Source organism: Pseudomonas sp. DSP3-2-3 (genome assembly GCF_049898225.1).
Classification (GTDB): Bacteria; Pseudomonadota; Gammaproteobacteria; order Pseudomonadales; family Pseudomonadaceae; genus Aquipseudomonas.
Map to the genome: position 1 here is coordinate 47,756 of NZ_JAFCXH010000012.1, position 15,067 is coordinate 62,822.

At 56.9% G+C, this 15,067-nt stretch carries 15 protein-coding genes; 5 read left to right on the top strand and 10 right to left on the bottom strand.

Annotation, left to right across the window (positions count from 1 at the left end; genetic code table 11):
* Positions 1-104: 104 nt before the first annotated feature.
* Both pgeF and rluD read right to left on the bottom strand, forming a co-directional pair.
* Positions 105-833 (bottom strand): peptidoglycan editing factor PgeF, encoded by a 729-nt coding sequence (gene pgeF, locus ACP7E4_RS15560; protein WP_426115860.1) that lies wholly within the window; start codon positions 831-833, stop codon positions 105-107.
* Positions 830-1,792 (bottom strand): 23S rRNA pseudouridine(1911/1915/1917) synthase RluD, encoded by a 963-nt coding sequence (rluD, locus tag ACP7E4_RS15565; protein WP_065836188.1) that lies wholly within the window; start codon positions 1,790-1,792, stop codon positions 830-832. The genes pgeF and rluD overlap by 4 nt, the downstream gene beginning before the upstream one ends.
* Positions 1,793-1,940: 148 nt before the next feature.
* On the opposite strand from rluD, the gene ACP7E4_RS15570 reads away from it, so the two are divergent.
* From ACP7E4_RS15570 to ACP7E4_RS15585, 4 genes are all read left to right on the top strand, one after another.
* Positions 1,941-2,957 (top strand): outer membrane protein assembly factor BamD, encoded by a 1,017-nt coding sequence (locus ACP7E4_RS15570; RefSeq protein ID WP_331152877.1) that lies wholly within the window; start codon positions 1,941-1,943, stop codon positions 2,955-2,957.
* A 194-nt stretch (positions 2,958-3,151) separates the two neighbouring features.
* Entirely contained in the window at positions 3,152-3,391 is a 240-nt protein-coding gene (locus ACP7E4_RS15575; protein WP_080482337.1) for a PP0621 family protein, read from the top strand.
* On the top strand, positions 3,381-4,973 hold the full coding sequence (locus ACP7E4_RS15580) for a sensor histidine kinase (protein ID WP_426115857.1): 1,593 nt from the start codon (positions 3,381-3,383) through the stop codon (positions 4,971-4,973). The genes ACP7E4_RS15575 and ACP7E4_RS15580 overlap by 11 nt, the downstream gene beginning before the upstream one ends.
* Positions 4,974-4,978: 5 nt before the next feature.
* Entirely contained in the window at positions 4,979-6,316 is a 1,338-nt protein-coding gene (locus ACP7E4_RS15585) for a sigma-54-dependent transcriptional regulator (protein ID WP_426115984.1), read from the top strand.
* 105 nt (positions 6,317-6,421) lie between these two features.
* Here ACP7E4_RS15585 and thiO read toward each other — a convergent pair whose 3' ends face one another.
* The 7 genes from thiO to ACP7E4_RS15620 are packed head-to-tail and all read right to left on the bottom strand — an operon-like array spanning position 6,422 to position 13,348.
* On the bottom strand, positions 6,422-7,528 hold the full coding sequence (thiO, locus tag ACP7E4_RS15590) for a glycine oxidase ThiO (RefSeq protein ID WP_426115855.1): 1,107 nt from the start codon (positions 7,526-7,528) through the stop codon (positions 6,422-6,424).
* A gap of 26 nt (positions 7,529-7,554) precedes the next feature.
* Positions 7,555-7,950: a type IV pilin protein gene (locus ACP7E4_RS15595; protein WP_426115853.1), complete on the bottom strand. Its 396-nt coding sequence runs from the start codon at positions 7,948-7,950 to the stop codon at positions 7,555-7,557.
* A 12-nt stretch (positions 7,951-7,962) separates the two neighbouring features.
* Positions 7,963-11,148, bottom strand: coding sequence for a pilus assembly protein (locus tag ACP7E4_RS15600; RefSeq protein ID WP_426115851.1), 3,186 nt, complete (start codon positions 11,146-11,148; stop codon positions 7,963-7,965).
* On the bottom strand, positions 11,135-11,617 hold the full coding sequence (locus ACP7E4_RS15605; RefSeq protein WP_426115849.1) for a pilus assembly PilX family protein: 483 nt from the start codon (positions 11,615-11,617) through the stop codon (positions 11,135-11,137). The genes ACP7E4_RS15600 and ACP7E4_RS15605 overlap by 14 nt, the downstream gene beginning before the upstream one ends.
* A gap of 35 nt (positions 11,618-11,652) precedes the next feature.
* Positions 11,653-12,360 (bottom strand): PilW family protein, encoded by a 708-nt coding sequence (locus tag ACP7E4_RS15610; RefSeq protein ID WP_426115847.1) that lies wholly within the window; start codon positions 12,358-12,360, stop codon positions 11,653-11,655.
* Complete coding sequence (pilV, locus tag ACP7E4_RS15615) at positions 12,357-12,881, bottom strand: type IV pilus modification protein PilV (RefSeq protein ID WP_426115845.1); 525 nt, start codon at positions 12,879-12,881, stop codon at positions 12,357-12,359. The genes ACP7E4_RS15610 and pilV overlap by 4 nt, the downstream gene beginning before the upstream one ends.
* Positions 12,881-13,348 carry a GspH/FimT family pseudopilin gene (locus ACP7E4_RS15620; RefSeq protein WP_426115843.1) on the bottom strand — a complete coding sequence of 156 codons (468 nt, stop codon included), beginning with the start codon at positions 13,346-13,348 and terminating at the stop codon, positions 12,881-12,883. The genes pilV and ACP7E4_RS15620 overlap by 1 nt, the downstream gene beginning before the upstream one ends.
* Positions 13,349-13,480: 132 nt before the next feature.
* Here ACP7E4_RS15620 and ACP7E4_RS15625 point away from each other — a divergent pair, with 132 nt between their 5' ends.
* Entirely contained in the window at positions 13,481-13,981 is a 501-nt protein-coding gene (locus ACP7E4_RS15625) for a GspH/FimT family pseudopilin (RefSeq protein WP_426115982.1), read from the top strand.
* A 133-nt stretch (positions 13,982-14,114) separates the two neighbouring features.
* Here the strand turns inward: ACP7E4_RS15625 and ispH are convergent, their stop codons facing one another.
* Positions 14,115-15,062 (bottom strand): 4-hydroxy-3-methylbut-2-enyl diphosphate reductase, encoded by a 948-nt coding sequence (gene ispH, locus ACP7E4_RS15630; protein ID WP_426115841.1) that lies wholly within the window; start codon positions 15,060-15,062, stop codon positions 14,115-14,117.
* Between the last annotated feature and the right edge of the window lie 5 nt (positions 15,063-15,067).

The window sequence follows — 15,067 nt, forward strand, 5'->3', positions numbered from 1 at the left end:
AAATAGATGCGGGCGATTGTGCGAGATTCAAGCGTGGTTTGATTGATGCAGGTCAGAGTTGTGCCGAACAAGCCTAGCTGGCTCAGGGGCAGACTGCAGGACGATCAGACGTGATCAATCCAGATCAAGGACGCGAAACGACCGATTCGGGAGTTTCGGCGGTAGGAATAAAAACGTGAATCGGTAAAGGTATCGAAACCGCCGCCATACACAGCAGTAATTCCGTGGGCTGCAAGACGCAAACGCGCCAGGCCATAAATGTCGGCCATGAAGCGCCCGGGGTTTGCGCTGGGGATAAAAGCTTCGTCGGTTTGCGGATGGGTGCCTATAAAAGCTTCACGCACTTCCGGCCCGACTTCGAATGATGGCTGGCCGATAGCCGGACCGAGCCAGACCATGATTTGCGCGGGCGGCACGTCCAGGCTGTCGGCGGTTGCTTCCAGAACCCCGGCCGCCAGCCCGCGCCATCCGGCATGAGCCGCAGCGACGCGTTCACCATCAAGGGTACAAAACAAGGCAGGCAGACAATCGGCAGTCATGATGGTGCAAGCGATGCCGGGAGTTGCCGTCCAGCTCGCGTCGGCTTCCATGACGCGTGATGGATCGGCTTCAGCCACTACCACGCCGTGGACCTGTTTCAACCAGGCGGGACGAATGTTCAACGTTGAAGTGAGGTGCAGACGATTGCTGGCGACGGCGTCCGGATTGTCATCGACGTGATCGCCCAGATTCAGGCTGTCGAACGGCACCAGACTGACGCCGCCCTCGCGGGTTGTGACACAGGCTTTGATTCCCGCAGGCGCGGGCCAGTCGGGAATCAGCCAGTCATTCACCCGATGAACGCCTCGCGATCTTGCTTGAGCAGCGACAGCAACCAGACGAAATCGTCAGGCAACGGCGATTCCCAGCTCATACGCTTACCGGTGGTCGGATGATCCAGTTCCAGGAAACGTGCGTGCAGGGCCTGGCGCGGGAAGCTTTTCAGCGACTCGACCATGGTCACACTCGCCGCTGGCGGGATACGGAACCGACCGCCGTAGGCAGGATCGCCGACCAACGGGTAGTTGACGTGCGCCATGTGTACGCGGATCTGGTGGGTACGACCGGTTTCCAGCTTGACCCGCACATGCGTGTGGGAGCGGAAACGTTCGAGCACGCGGTAATGACTGACGGCTTGCTTGCCGCCTTCCATGACTGCCATGCGCTGACGTTGCTGACCGTGACGGCCAATTGGCGCGTCGATTTTGCCGCCGGCTGTGACCACACCGATCACGATGCACTCGTAAACCCGGCTGACTGTACGGTTTTGCAGCTGAGTCACGAGTTGGGTCTGCGCCTGAATGGTCTTGGCGACCACCATCAGACCAGTGGTGTCTTTGTCCAGACGATGCACGATACCCGCACGCGGGACATTGATGATGTCTGGAACGTGGTGCAGCAAGGCATTCAGCAGTGTGCCATCGGCATGACCGGCGGCAGGATGAACAACGAGGCCGGAAGGCTTGTTGATCACCAGGATTTGATCGTCCTCGTAGACGATATCGAGCGCAATATCCTGCGCAACCCATTCACCTTGGGCTTCCTGTTCGGCAATGAGCTGCAAAACAGCGCCGCCATGCACGATGTCACGCGGACGCAAAACGTCCCCGTCCACTGTCAGGCGACCGTCTTTGATCCAGGCGGAGAGGCGCGAGCGCGAGTGCTCAGCGAATAATTGTGCGGCGACTTGATCGAGGCGTTGACCGCCCAAATCGGACGGCACCTCTGCGCGAAGTTCTATATTTTCGGACATGGCCAGACTAGGTGGCGGCTAGCCTTTGGTTTCGGCAGCGCGCTTGTGGTTAAATACGGCGTCTTTTGCCCCGGGGGTTCCGCGGGGCGCCCATCATAACAGGACGGTCACGCCCAAGACAGCGACCGTTATAGGGACGCAAGCCGCCATGCAAGTGAAACACCTGCTGCTGATAGCCATCCTCGCACTCACCGCTGCCTGTTCGTCGAAGGAAGTGATCGACGAAAATCTGAGTGAAGTCGAGCTGTACCAGCAGGCGCAGGCCGATCTGGGTAATAACAGCTATAGCACTGCCACTGACAAGCTCAAGGCACTGGAATCGCGCTATCCGTTCGGTCGCTACGCTGATCAGGCGCAGCTCGAACTCATCTACTCGAACTACAAGAGTGGTGAACCGGAGGCTGCGAAATCGGCTGCCGAGCGCTTCATTCGCCTGCATCCGCAGCATCCGAACGTGGACTACGCCTACTACATGAAAGGCCTGACCTCTTTCGACCAGGATGTCGGCCTGCTCGCGCGCTTCCTGCCGCTGGACCAGACCAAACGTGACCCGGGCGCAGCACGCGATTCGTTCAACGAGTTTGCCCAGCTGACCAGTCGTTTCCCGAATAGCCGTTATTCGCCGGATGCCAAGCAGCGCATGATTTATCTGCGCAACCTGCTGGCCTCCTACGAAATCCACGTCGCCGACTACTACCTGACGCGTCAGGCCTATGTCGCTTCAGCGAACCGCGGCCGCTACGTGATCGAAAACTTCCAGGAAACCCCATCGGTGGGCGACGGCCTGGCGGTAATGGTCGAATCCTACCAGCGTCTGCACCTGGACGACCTGGCAGCTACCAGCCTTGAAGTGCTCAAGACCAACTACCCGAACCACCCGCAACTGGTGGACGGTCAGTTTGTGCCGCGTGAAGCCGAAGCCGACAACCGTTCGTGGCTGTCCAAGGCAACACTGGGTCTGATCGAGAGCAGCCCGCCGCTGCCACCGGGTCAGACGCGTGCCAACCAGGACGTGATCAAGCAGTACGAAGATGCCAAGGAAGCGATCCCGCGCGAGCTTCTGCCTGAAAACCAGGACGAAATCGACGAGCAGGAACACGAAGCTGAAGGCAATAACAACAATCGCTCGTGGTTCAGCTACATGACGCTGGGCGTCTTTGACTGATTCATCTGCGTATAAGAAAGAGACCTTCGGGTCTCTTTTTCGTTGGAGCGAGCCTTGCCCGCGAATCAGACGCCGCAGAGGATCAGAGCTGATGAGGCTTTCAGTGGGACCGGGGACAACGAGCAATCTACTACAGAGACACAACAGACCCACCTTCGCTACACTGCGAAATCTCAATCACCAAGCTGGTAGTCATGATTCGCTTAATTATGTGGGTTGCGCTGATCGCGGCAATCGTATGGTTCATCAAGCGTCTGCTAAACCCTCCCGCAAAGAAGACCAGGGCACAAGCGCCCGAAATTGCCGCCGCCCCCATGGTTCGTTGTGCGCAATGCGGTGTTCATCTGCCTCGCGACCGCGCTTTAAGCCAGGATCAGCAATGGTATTGCAGCGAGGCGCATCGGCTAGAAGGCCCTGCCGCACGTGATCGCTGAGGCTCTTTCCCTCGGCAGTCCACAAGCCCAGCGGATTCTGCGGCTGTACCACCTGTATCGACTGACCATTGGCATCATGCTGGTCCTGTTGATCTCCAGCGGCATGGACGCCGAGCTGCTGGAATTCGTCAATCCGAACCTGTTTCGGACCGGTTGCTGGCTGTATCTGGTATTCAACATCCTGGTCGTGGTGCTGCTGGATCGACCGGGCCACAAGGCGCAACTTTTCGCCCTGGCCATGGCCGACGCCATCATGCTCTCGGGTTTGTTTTATGCCGCAGGCGGCCCACCTAGCGGCATCGGCAACCTGTTGATTGCATCGGTGGCGATCAGCAATGTCCTGTTGCGCGGACGCACCGGTATAGTGATCGCGGCCGTTTCGGCCATTGGCATTATTTACCTGACGTTCTACATCAGCTTCAGCAGCCCTTCCGCCGCCAGCCACTACGTGCAAGCCGGCTCGCTGGGCGCCTTGTGCTTTGCTGCTGCGCTTTTGGTGCAAGCGCTGACCCGCCGACTGCACATCAGCGAAGTGCTGGCCGAACAGCGAGCCACTGATGTTCACAACCTGGAAGAACTCAACGCGCTGATTCTGCAACGCATGCGCACCGGGATTCTGGTTCTGGACGCCCGTCGCCAGGTGGTGCTGGCCAACCAGAGCGCGCTGATCCTCCTCGGCCATGAAAACCTGCTGGGCGAGACCATCGACAGTTACTCGCCGCAACTGGTCACGCGCTTTCGCCAATGGCTGATCAACCCGGTTCTGGTGCCGCAGAGCATTTCCACTTCCGCCATCGGACCAATCCTGCGGCCGACATTCGTCGCGCTCAATCGTGGCGAGCAGCGCCAGACCCTGATTTTTCTCGAAGACCTTTCGCAGATTTCCCAACAGGCGCAACAACTCAAGCTGGCCGCGCTGGGTCGTCTGACCGCCGGCATTGCCCATGAAATCCGTAATCCGCTGGGCGCCATCAGCCACGCGGCGCAACTGCTGCATGAGTCCGAAGCGCTGGAGGGCGGGGACCGCCGCCTGAACCAGATCATTCAGGACCAGTCGCAACGCATGAACCGGGTCATTGAAAACGTGCTGCAACTGTCGCGACGCCGACAAGCTGAACCGCAAATGCTTGATCTCAAGGCCTGGCTCGAACAGTTCGTTGCCGAGGCGCACAACTGCGCAGCGCCCAATCAGACCATTCATCTGGACATCGCAGCCGCGCCGCTGGCCACCCGCATGGACCCGGAACAGCTCACTCAGGTATTGAGCAATCTGCTGCAAAACGGTTTGCGCTACAGTGGTAAGCAGCATCCACACGCGCAGGTCTGGCTTCGGCTGTTTCAGGACTCGCGCAGCGAATTGCCGGTACTGGAAGTGCTCGACGACGGCCCCGGCGTAGCTGACGAACATTTGAGCAAGCTTTTCGAGCCGTTCTACACCACCGAAAGCAAGGGCACCGGCCTGGGCCTTTATCTTTCGAGAGAGCTTTGCGAGAGCAATCAGGCACAGCTGGACTACACATTTCGGGAAGGTGGCGGCAGTTGCCTGCGCATCACCTTCGCTCACCCGTTGAAGTTGAGTTGACCATGATCCAGCGACAGAAAATTCTGATCGTCGACGATGAACCAGACATTCGCGAACTGCTGGAAATCACCCTTGGCCGGATGAAGCTCGATACCCGCAGCGCCCGCAATGTCAAGGAAGCCCACGACTGGCTGGCACGCGAAGCCTTCGACTTGTGCCTGACCGACATGCGCTTGCCGGACGGCAACGGCCTGGAGCTGGTCCAGCACATCCAGCAGAGTCATTCACAAGTGCCGGTGGCGATGATCACCGCCCACGGCAACCTCGACACCGCGATTCACGCGCTCAAGGCCGGGGCGTTCGACTTCCTGACCAAACCCGTGGACCTGGGCCGTCTTCGTGAGCTGGTGAGCAGCGCCCTGCGCCTGCAAGCGCCCAGCCAGAGTGAACGCAGCATAGACCGCCGCCTGCTGGGCGATTCGCCGCCCATTCGCGCCCTGCGCCAGCAAATCGACAAACTGGCACGCAGCCAGGCGCCGATCTATATCAGCGGCGAATCCGGCAGCGGCAAGGAACTGGTGGCGCGCCTGATTCATGAACAGGGGCCGCGCAGTGAACGCCCCTTCATTCCGGTCAACTGTGGGGCCATTCCTACCGAACTGATGGAAAGCGAGTTCTTCGGCCATCGCAAAGGCAGCTTCAGCGGCGCCCACGAGGACAAGCCAGGACTGTTTCAGGCAGCCAACGGCGGTACGTTATTTCTCGATGAAGTCGCTGACTTGCCGCTGGCGATGCAGGTAAAACTGCTGCGCTCGATTCAGGAAAAATCCGTGCGCAGCATCGGCGATCAGCAGGAACAGATCGTCGATGTGCGAATCCTCTGTGCGACCCACAAGGATTTGAGCGCGGAAGTGGCGGCCGGACGTTTTCGTCAGGATTTGTACTACCGCCTCAACGTCATCGAGCTGGCGGTTCCACCATTGCGGGAACGTCGCGAAGACCTTGATCAACTGACGGCGCATGTTCTACAGCGCTTGGCGCACGGCTCGGGACAGGCTGCGGCACGGCTTGAACCACAAGCGTTGTCGGCCCTGAAAAGCTATCGATTTCCGGGAAACGTGCGCGAACTGGAGAATATTCTGGAGCGCGCCTACACACTGTGCGAAAACCAGCGCATCGACATTGGTGACTTGCGTCTGACACAAACCGCCAACCCGCTCGAACAGGACGAACACAACCTCGCCGACATCGACAACCTGGAGGACTACCTGGAAAACATCGAACGCAAGATCATCCTCCAGGCCCTGGAAGAAACCCGCTGGAACCGCACGGCTGCGGCCCAGCGTCTGAATCTGACGTTTCGGTCGATGCGATATCGGTTGAAGAAGCTAGGGTTGGAATAGATTCTAAAACTGTAAGAGCGAGGCTTGCCCGCGAAGGCTTCGTTTCAGACGATGGATATGTCGAATGGAATACCGATTCGCGAGCAAGCCTCACCCCTGCAGGTCTCAGAGACTGAGCACCCTACCCTGCGGCGCATACGGTGCGGCATCGATCAGCGGCTCGCGCCCCTGCATAAGATCGGCAAGCAGCTGACAGGACGCCGGCGCCAGAACCAGCCCATTGCGGTAATGCCCGCAGTTCAGCCAGAGCCCGTCGAACCCGGTCATCGGACCGATGTACGGAATTCCCTCCGGCGAACCGGGACGCAAACCAGCCCAATGGCCCACAACCTGCGCATCGGCCAGTGCCGGGATCAATTCGATTGCCGACGCCTTCAGGCTTTCCAATGCAGCATCGGTGGGCGTCTTGTCGAAGCCTTCATGCTCCAGAGTGCTGCCCACCAGAATATGCCCGTCTCTACGCGGAATAGCGTAGCGCCCTTTGGCGAGGACCATGCTCGACAGGAAATCCGATGCGCACTTGTAGAGGATCATCTGGCCTTTGACCGGCTCCACCGGCAAATCCAGTCCAAGCGTCTTGAGCAACTCACCGCTCCAGGCCCCGGCAGCCAGGACGACCTGATCGGCCAGAATATCGCCAGCTGCAGTGCTCACACCCAGAATGCGATCGCCATCCCGAACAAAACCACTGACCTCACACTGTTCATGAATCGTGACATTCGGCAGCGCCAGCAAGGCTGCCATCAGCGACTTCACCAGTCGCGGATTACGCACATTGGCGACGTTGGCCATATAAATCGCGCTTGAATAACCTTCGCCAAGCACCGGCACAGCGTCGTGCACGGCAGAGACTGCAACGGCGCTCAACGGACGATTATTCTGCGCAGCCCAATCCAGCGCCTGCTGCTCGTCATCCAGATCCAGCCAGTACAGCCCCGTGGTATGCACCTCGGGATCAATCCCGGTCCGCCCAAACAACCGCTCGGCCAACTGTGGATAGAAATCCTGCGACCAATGCGCCAGCGCCGTCACCGCCGGACTGTAGCGCCACGGATAAAGCGGCGAAACAATCCCGCCACCGGCCCATGAAGACTCCTGGCCGACATTGGAACGATCCAGCAGAACGACACTTTCCACCTCGGCAGCGAGGTTGAGCGCCGTCAACAACCCAATGACCCCACCGCCGACAATCACAACGTGTTGCTTGGACATCTTGCTCTCTATGTCAAAAGTAGAAGTCAGCGGCTCCAGCAGTCTTTGCTGGCTACACCGCTGGTTGCGCCTGGGTTGGTGCGCGCACCGGTATTCGTAATCGTGAACACACCGCACTTGTCGTTGAGCATCATCCCCTTCCCCGTTGCTCCCAGCGTGAAATCCTGTGCGTTGAGGGTCGCGGCGATGGTGTAGTAACTGTTACCGGCGCTCAGCCCCGTCGCGTTCTGATAGGTGCCATTTTTCGAATAAAACCGCTCGAGCGACTGAGTCTGCTCCGACAACAGGCTGGCGATCTCAGCACGATGGGTGCGCTTCACATATTCCGTATAACTGGGGTAAGCCACTGCCGCCAGAATACCGATAATCGCCACAACGATCATGAGCTCGATCAAGGTAAAGCCTTTGGATATGTTGCGCATGGATCGCCTTCCCTACTGGATTTGTCGCCACATGATTCGTTGATACGCATTGGCAGTACCGCCTTTTTCCAGCAGTTTTTTGACAGCACCTCCGCTCGAATCAATCAGGTATTTGTTGTCGTTGGCGCCGGAAGTACCGGCCACAATAGAAGCCAGATTCGGGATCCCGGTCCCCACCGCAAGACCACTGACAACGGAATCAGTCGATGAGATGTCAGAATCGCCGTTGGTATCCAGCACCTGATAATTCAACATGCCGCCTTTAGCCGCATCCAGCTCAAACAGCCGACCGGTACCGGTACTTTCACACGGATCGGTTGAATTTACAGACGCAGTGGTGAAGATGATTCGGCCTCGACTCGTCTGCGCAGGATAGATGATTCGTTCACCCAGGTATGGGGCGGTGGTCGATAACGCCATATACCAACCTTTCTTCACACTCCAGTCGACGTCGTTCGTAGAGGAACGAAAGTATGTATTACCGTCACCTGTGATGGTCGTTGGATCTATAGTCTGCACCTGAAGATTACCCTGCGTAATACCGCCCGCCCCCGCATCTGCGTCCCAGATGGCATAAAAGGCCTGCTGACCCGTCGTGGTCTTATCAGCAGTCTCGCTGAATTTCCCGGTGCCAAAATAAACCATCTTGCCATTGGTGGGGTGATCGATCAGAAGCGGTTGGACTGTAATGGGGCGCGTGCCATCGACAGACGCGGTGAAGAGCGGAACGCCATTGAATGCGACCTTCCAGGTATCGGCAGTTGCACCACTCAAGTCGAACTTCCAAAGACGCCCCTTCAAATCGCCTGCATACGCAGCTTGAACAACATTCTGCGAGTTGACCTTGAGCCTGACCGATGAGAGACCGTTGTCCGTCTCGCCCGGCGTGATGATCGGAGTCTGGATTTCCTTGATCAACGCCCCCGTATTGGCATTGAGTACAAAGAGCGAAGCCCTCCCGGTAAAGCTGCCATAGCCATTGCCTACTACGACGATGCTAGTGCCATTGGTATCGGCCATTCGCGCCACATCTGGCTTTGAATAAGCGAAACCAAGGTTGTTAAAGACATTACCAGTGTTTGACGTCTCAGGCGGCTTGACCTCCCAAAGCGCGACAGGGACGTTATTGCTCTCGTACAACTTAATTGCGTAATAGGCTTTGCCACCAGCGCCGGTGCCGGCAAAAGCAATAGTTCGCCAGGACGTGCCTAGTTGAGCGTCGAATACGGCTATTTGACCGTCGGCAGTAAACTTGTGCACTCCGGAACCGTAACCCGGCGTAGCGATAGTTGCCAGGGAAGCAAGCGCAGTCGAAGGCATATAGGCGTAACGGCGGGTACCGTCAGCGTTAAGCACGTTAAAAAAACCATCATTGGCATTGACCAGAAGACTGTAACTCATGCCGCCGGTACCGGCTTTCGCCGCAAGATACGTGGTGTACGAAACATTGCCGGTAAGGTCGGCAGAAGTTTTGTCTGCAGGTAACGCAGCAGTCAGCGGCGAGTTGATGATATCCCCAAGTAACCTCGTCCGAGCACGCAATTTGGCATTGGCAGTACCCTTGGTCCAAGCGATTAACTGGGCACCAGTCACACCGGTGGGCAATCCGGTGTTGAGGATTGTCTTCTGATCTGCCGAAAAATTATCATAATCCAGAGTAATTTTCGTAGGGGTGACAGCCGTGCTCCAGGACTCGAAAACCGGAGCAGTTGCACCACTGACAACAAGCGTATCAGTGCTCCATATCGCGGGGTTAATCACTGCGCCAGTCGTCGCATTCAAGTTGAAAGCGTTGATAGTGCCATGCCAGTCGGTGGGGTCGTAGAGGGTTTGATAGAAGCGGGTGCCGGCTTGCAGCGTCGTCGAGTTAGCAGCCCCACCACCACCAGAACCGGCTTTGGCATATATATCACTCAAAGCAAGGTTCAGGGCGCTTGTCAGGCCAGCGTTATCATTGGCTTGAAAATATTTGCCATGCCCATGGGTATCGTTGGCAGCATCAATCAACATCTGGTTATCCAGAGTAAATCCAATAGTGTAGGTACTAAGGTTTTGCTTCGGAAAACCTGCCGTATCCCAACTTTTACCGGTTAAATCTCCTGCTGGAGTTCTGCTATCCTTGCGCATGTCGATGTCATAGGCAAACTTGGCGATATCATCCAGATATAAAGTATCGCCTTCACCGTCACCCGTCAGATTTGGCCCGTCGTTATTTACCAGATCCCAATTGGGTAATTTACGATCAGTATCGTCAGGGTCGTTCGAGGGGAAGTTTCTGTCGTAAGTCGGCAAACCATCGGTAATCACAACGCCGTAGTTTTTTTGGCAGCGGTACTGAATAGGACTCGTAAAAGTGCTCGGCGAACCGGAATAGGACGGCGAAGGCGCAAGACCACGAAAATATCGCGTGACTTGATAATAAGTCTCAGCGAGTGGCGTATTAGCTTCCGCTGTCAGTAACGAAATGGCTTTGCTAAGAGCCTTATAGTTGGCGGTAGCTGTAGCCTGGTCGACACCCGTTTGATAAGCATTGGCCGGGACAACGGCAAGATCCACAACGTTCTGCTTGATATTACCCCCAGGTCCCCGGTCAGAACCCGTTACCGGGTTGTAGGCCGCCAGCCCAATACGGAGAGAGCGGTTGCCATCAACAAGGCCTTGGGCGACAGAGATAGCCGTTGTCATCCGACTTTCTGTTGGAATTGAAGCGACGCTTATACCGGCATTTACCTGAGATACCAGATAAGACAAATAGTCTATCGGGTACCGCGTGGTACCTCCTCCAGCGGGATCTGCCAGCGTTAAACACACGCTAACAGTGCGGCTCTTATAAAAACCATAGGCTCCATTACTACAGCCGACACGGCCAAGGTTGCCAACAAAAACATAGTCAGCAGTACCGTTACTTACTCTGTCGCCCTGCGAATACCTTGAGCAGATAAACAGAAAACAGTCGCCACCCTCTACTTTGTAAACAGACGGCCACGCCAGATCAGGATTAAAACCAGAAGCCAGTAGAATCGTATCCATACTCCCGGAGTTATCGACCTGCAACATGACATTGGGTGTCACCGCCGACGAACTCAATAGGGGCACCTGCGCCGGTGTAAACGCGTAAGCCGGAGCCATCACATACAACGCCAACAACGCGCCGTATAAATACTTCAAGCCACGGCGTAGCGTTTTAACAATTGGCATAGATACTCTCCAGCACAGTTCTCGACACACCTTGGATACCAACGGCTGTGACGCGGTAGAGCAGTACCGAGCCTGTGCAGGTCGGAGGACGACTGATTGGGGTGGCGGTGGTACCCAGGTTCTGAATGCCGTAATACCCAGTGGTGCCTACTGCGTACCAGCGAACACCAGAAGTAGAGTTCGTACCCTCAGCTGCCACTGTGATGGACTCGCTCGGAGGTGCGCAGGTTGCAGTCGTCGCACATTTCGTCAGAACATACCCGCTCACCTGAATCGAAGACTCTCCCACTCGCAACGCAGCTTCAGCAGTCTGGAATGACTGATTGCGGAACGTCACGCTGCCGGCCATTTTCTCCTGCAGCGTCGCACTCTGCATTGAGGAGATGCCTATTAATGTCAGCAGCAGCAAAAAGACCAGACTAACCAACAGGACCATACCCCGCTGCTGATCACGGAACATCGTCGACATTCGGCATGGTCCTGTCTTCATAGAATTAAGCCCGCTCAAAATCGATTACGCAGGGCAGCGACTACGCTGTAAGTCTGAGTCCGCACGCGGTTATCAGGGTCTTGCAACGTCAATTTGATTCGCACACTGCGGATGTTTGCTGATGTACCCGTAGTAATAACGCTGGTGTAGGACATCGGATACCCCGCTCCCATGCCAAAGGAAACTTCCAGGCTGGCGACATTGCTGAGTATCGTCTGCGGCGCATCGGTGCCGATTCCGGCTTTAAACTTCAAGTCGGTTCCGCTCAGGGTGTAGGCCAGTTGCCGCAATGGAAAGGCCGTCAGTCCGGGAGGCGTGACTTTTCCTAAATAGATCTGATTGGTGGTCTGACAATCGGAAGCCACTGTCCAGGTGGACGTAGAGCCGGAAGTGCCTACGTCAGCAGAAATCAGCGTCAATGCCTTGGTAGTGTTATCCCAGAGAATCGGCGTATTGAAAGCAGTGGGCTTGGCAATGGAGCCGGTGACAAGCACGGCACTTTCCAGACTCATGCAGCCGAACATGCCGGTCATGCGAATTTCCTGCATCAACTTGCTCAACACAAACCGCGCGTCTTCCTGCATTCGCGCAGAAGAGTTCTGCGACATGAAAGTGGTACGCGATGAAACAAAGATCTGCGTGATACCCAGCGTGACGACAAGACCCAAGACCAGCGCAACCATGATTTCAACTAGGCCGAAGCCCTTGCTGAGCTTTTTCATGGGCTCACCACATCAGCGCCGACTCTTGAGCTAAGCACGAAGGTCCGCTTGGTCGCCGGATTGCTGGTATCGCCGGTTGCCTGCGCGCTAGAGCCAACAGCCCGGGCGTCATCCCACTCGATAGTGATGGTCACTACCGGTTTGGCGATGACGATTTTGCTGTTGGCGCCGGTGTCGCCCGCAAAGTTGGTGATGTTGGCTTTGAAATCGTACAGATCCTGATCGCGAGCATTGTTCAGATTGGCAGCGGGCGCAGCACTCAAGGAGGCCAGCGCATAGCTGCCCAGCACATCGTTCACGCCATTGCTTGATGCATTGCCATCCACGTTCGCGCGAATGCGATCCATCATGTCGTAGGCAATGAAGCTGGCCTGACTGGTCATGGCCGCGCTGTCGGTGTATTTCAAAGCATTAAGCTGGATCGCCGCTGCGCCGAGCAAACCGATAGCCAGTATCAGCACTGACACCAGCACTTCTATCAGCGTCATCCCTGTCTGTGTACTGCGACTACATTCGGTCATCAGCAGCTTCCGCCCAAAACAACTCGTCCATTCAGACAAACGTTGACTGTTTTGCTAATCGTGCCCAGCGCGTAGGCCATGGCCACCGCAGTGCCAGGTGCCTGCAGACCGCCCAGATTATTGAACTCGATCGCCGTGACATTCGTTGCAGTCACCGTTGCGCCGCTGGTCATGGCACCGATCCGACGCAGGGCTTTGTCAGCGATTGGAGCAGACGACAACACAACCATCAGTTCGCTATTCCAGGCCGTTCCGCTCACCGGCAGGACTTTCGTAGCCACCCCCCTGTTTATCGCCTCCAGCCGCGCATAGTTGAGCGCCCGCTGCAAATCGCTGACTTCGGTATCGGCTTTTGAATTCCTGATGACACTGCTGAAACTCGGAATCGCAATCGCCGCCAGAATACCCACCAAGGACACAGTGACTAACAATTCGATCAGGCTGAAGCCCTTGGCGCGGTGGCTCATTGAGTGTCTCCTAGACGTTACAACTATAGGGCAGCGGCTGCGTCCTGAAGTTGACTGAAGGATATACGGTTGTTTAGTCAGGACGAATGCCCGGATGGCATTCAGGTGAAGTATTTTCAGGGAGGAATGCTCATGAAGCAGGCAGGTTTCACGCTTGTTGAACTGATGGTGACGCTGGTGGTGCTGTCGGTGATTTCGCTGGTGGCGCTACCGGCGCTTGGGGAAGTGATCGATGCGCAGCGGCGACTGGATGCGGCGCAGCAGTTAGCCAGCGGCATACGCACGGCGCGCACGGAAGCGATCCTGCGTAATCAGGTGGTGACCATCCACAGCATCGACGCTGACTGGAGCAATGGCTGGCGAATCATTGCGGATAAGGATGGCAAGGGGCCTGACGAAGATGACCCGGTGCTTGTGGAGCGGGCGGCGAGTGGCAAAGCCAGGGTTGTAGGAAACACGACTGTCGCGAGCCGAATCAGCTTCAATGGCCTGGGCGCACCCATTAGAGTGTTCAACGGAACGTTGTCTGTCTGTTTGAAGAATCAACCTGTCAGCCATTATCGAGTGATCATGGCTGCGACCGGACGGGTCAGAATTGAAAGCCGGGAAAAGCCCGAGGCATTATGCGGGTAACAGAGAGATTCCACGCACCTCCCGTGGGACCGGATTTATCCGGGAAAGGGCAAGATCAGGCAACACACCTGAGGCGCCTGGAGTGACGCCTTCGCGAGCAAGCTCGCTCCCACACAAGCGTTGCTTCAAAGCATCACAACAAGGACTTGACGCGCAATTCCTTGGGCATCGAGAAGGTGACGTTCTCCGCACGACCGGCCAGTTCGTCTGCGCCGATGGCGCCCCAGGCGTGTAGCTGTTGAATCACGCCGCGAACCAGAACTTCCGGGGCAGAGGCGCCAGCGGTGATGCCGATGCGCTCGACGCCTTCGAACCAGACGCGCTGCATGTCTTCGGCGCCGTCGATCAGGTAGGCCGGGGTCGCCATGCGCTCGGCGAGTTCCCGCAAACGGTTGGAGTTGGAGCTGTTCGGGCTGCCGACCACCAACACCACATCACATTCGTCAGCCAGCAACTTGACCGCATCCTGACGGTTTTGCGTGGCGTAGCAGATGTCGTCCTTGCGTGGCCCGCCGATGGCCGGGAAACGGCTGCGCAATGCGTCGATGACCCGGCTGGTGTCGTCCATGGACAACGTCGTCTGGGTCACGAACGCCAAGGATTCAGGGTTGCGCACTTGCAGGTTGGCGACATCCTGTTCGTCTTCCACCAGATAGATCGCGCCGCCGTTGCTGGCGTCGTACTGACCCATGGTGCCTTCCACTTCGGGATGGCCCTGGTGGCCGATGAGGATGCACTCACGACCGTCGCGGCTGTAACGTGCCACCTCGATGTGAACCTTGGTCACCAGTGGGCAAGTTGCGTCGAATACTTTCAAGCCGCGCCCGGCGGCTTCAGTGCGCACGGCCTGAGAAACACCGTGAGCGCTGAAAATCACGATGACGTCATCCGGCACCTGATCCAGCTCTTCGACGAAGATCGCGCCACGTGCGCGCAGGTCTTCGACGACAAATTTGTTATGAACCACTTCATGGCGCACATAGATCGGCGGACCAAACACTTCCAGAGCACGATTGACGATTTCGATCGCACGGTCCACTCCAGCGCAGAAGCCGCGGGGGTTGGCGAGTTTGATTTGCATAGCGT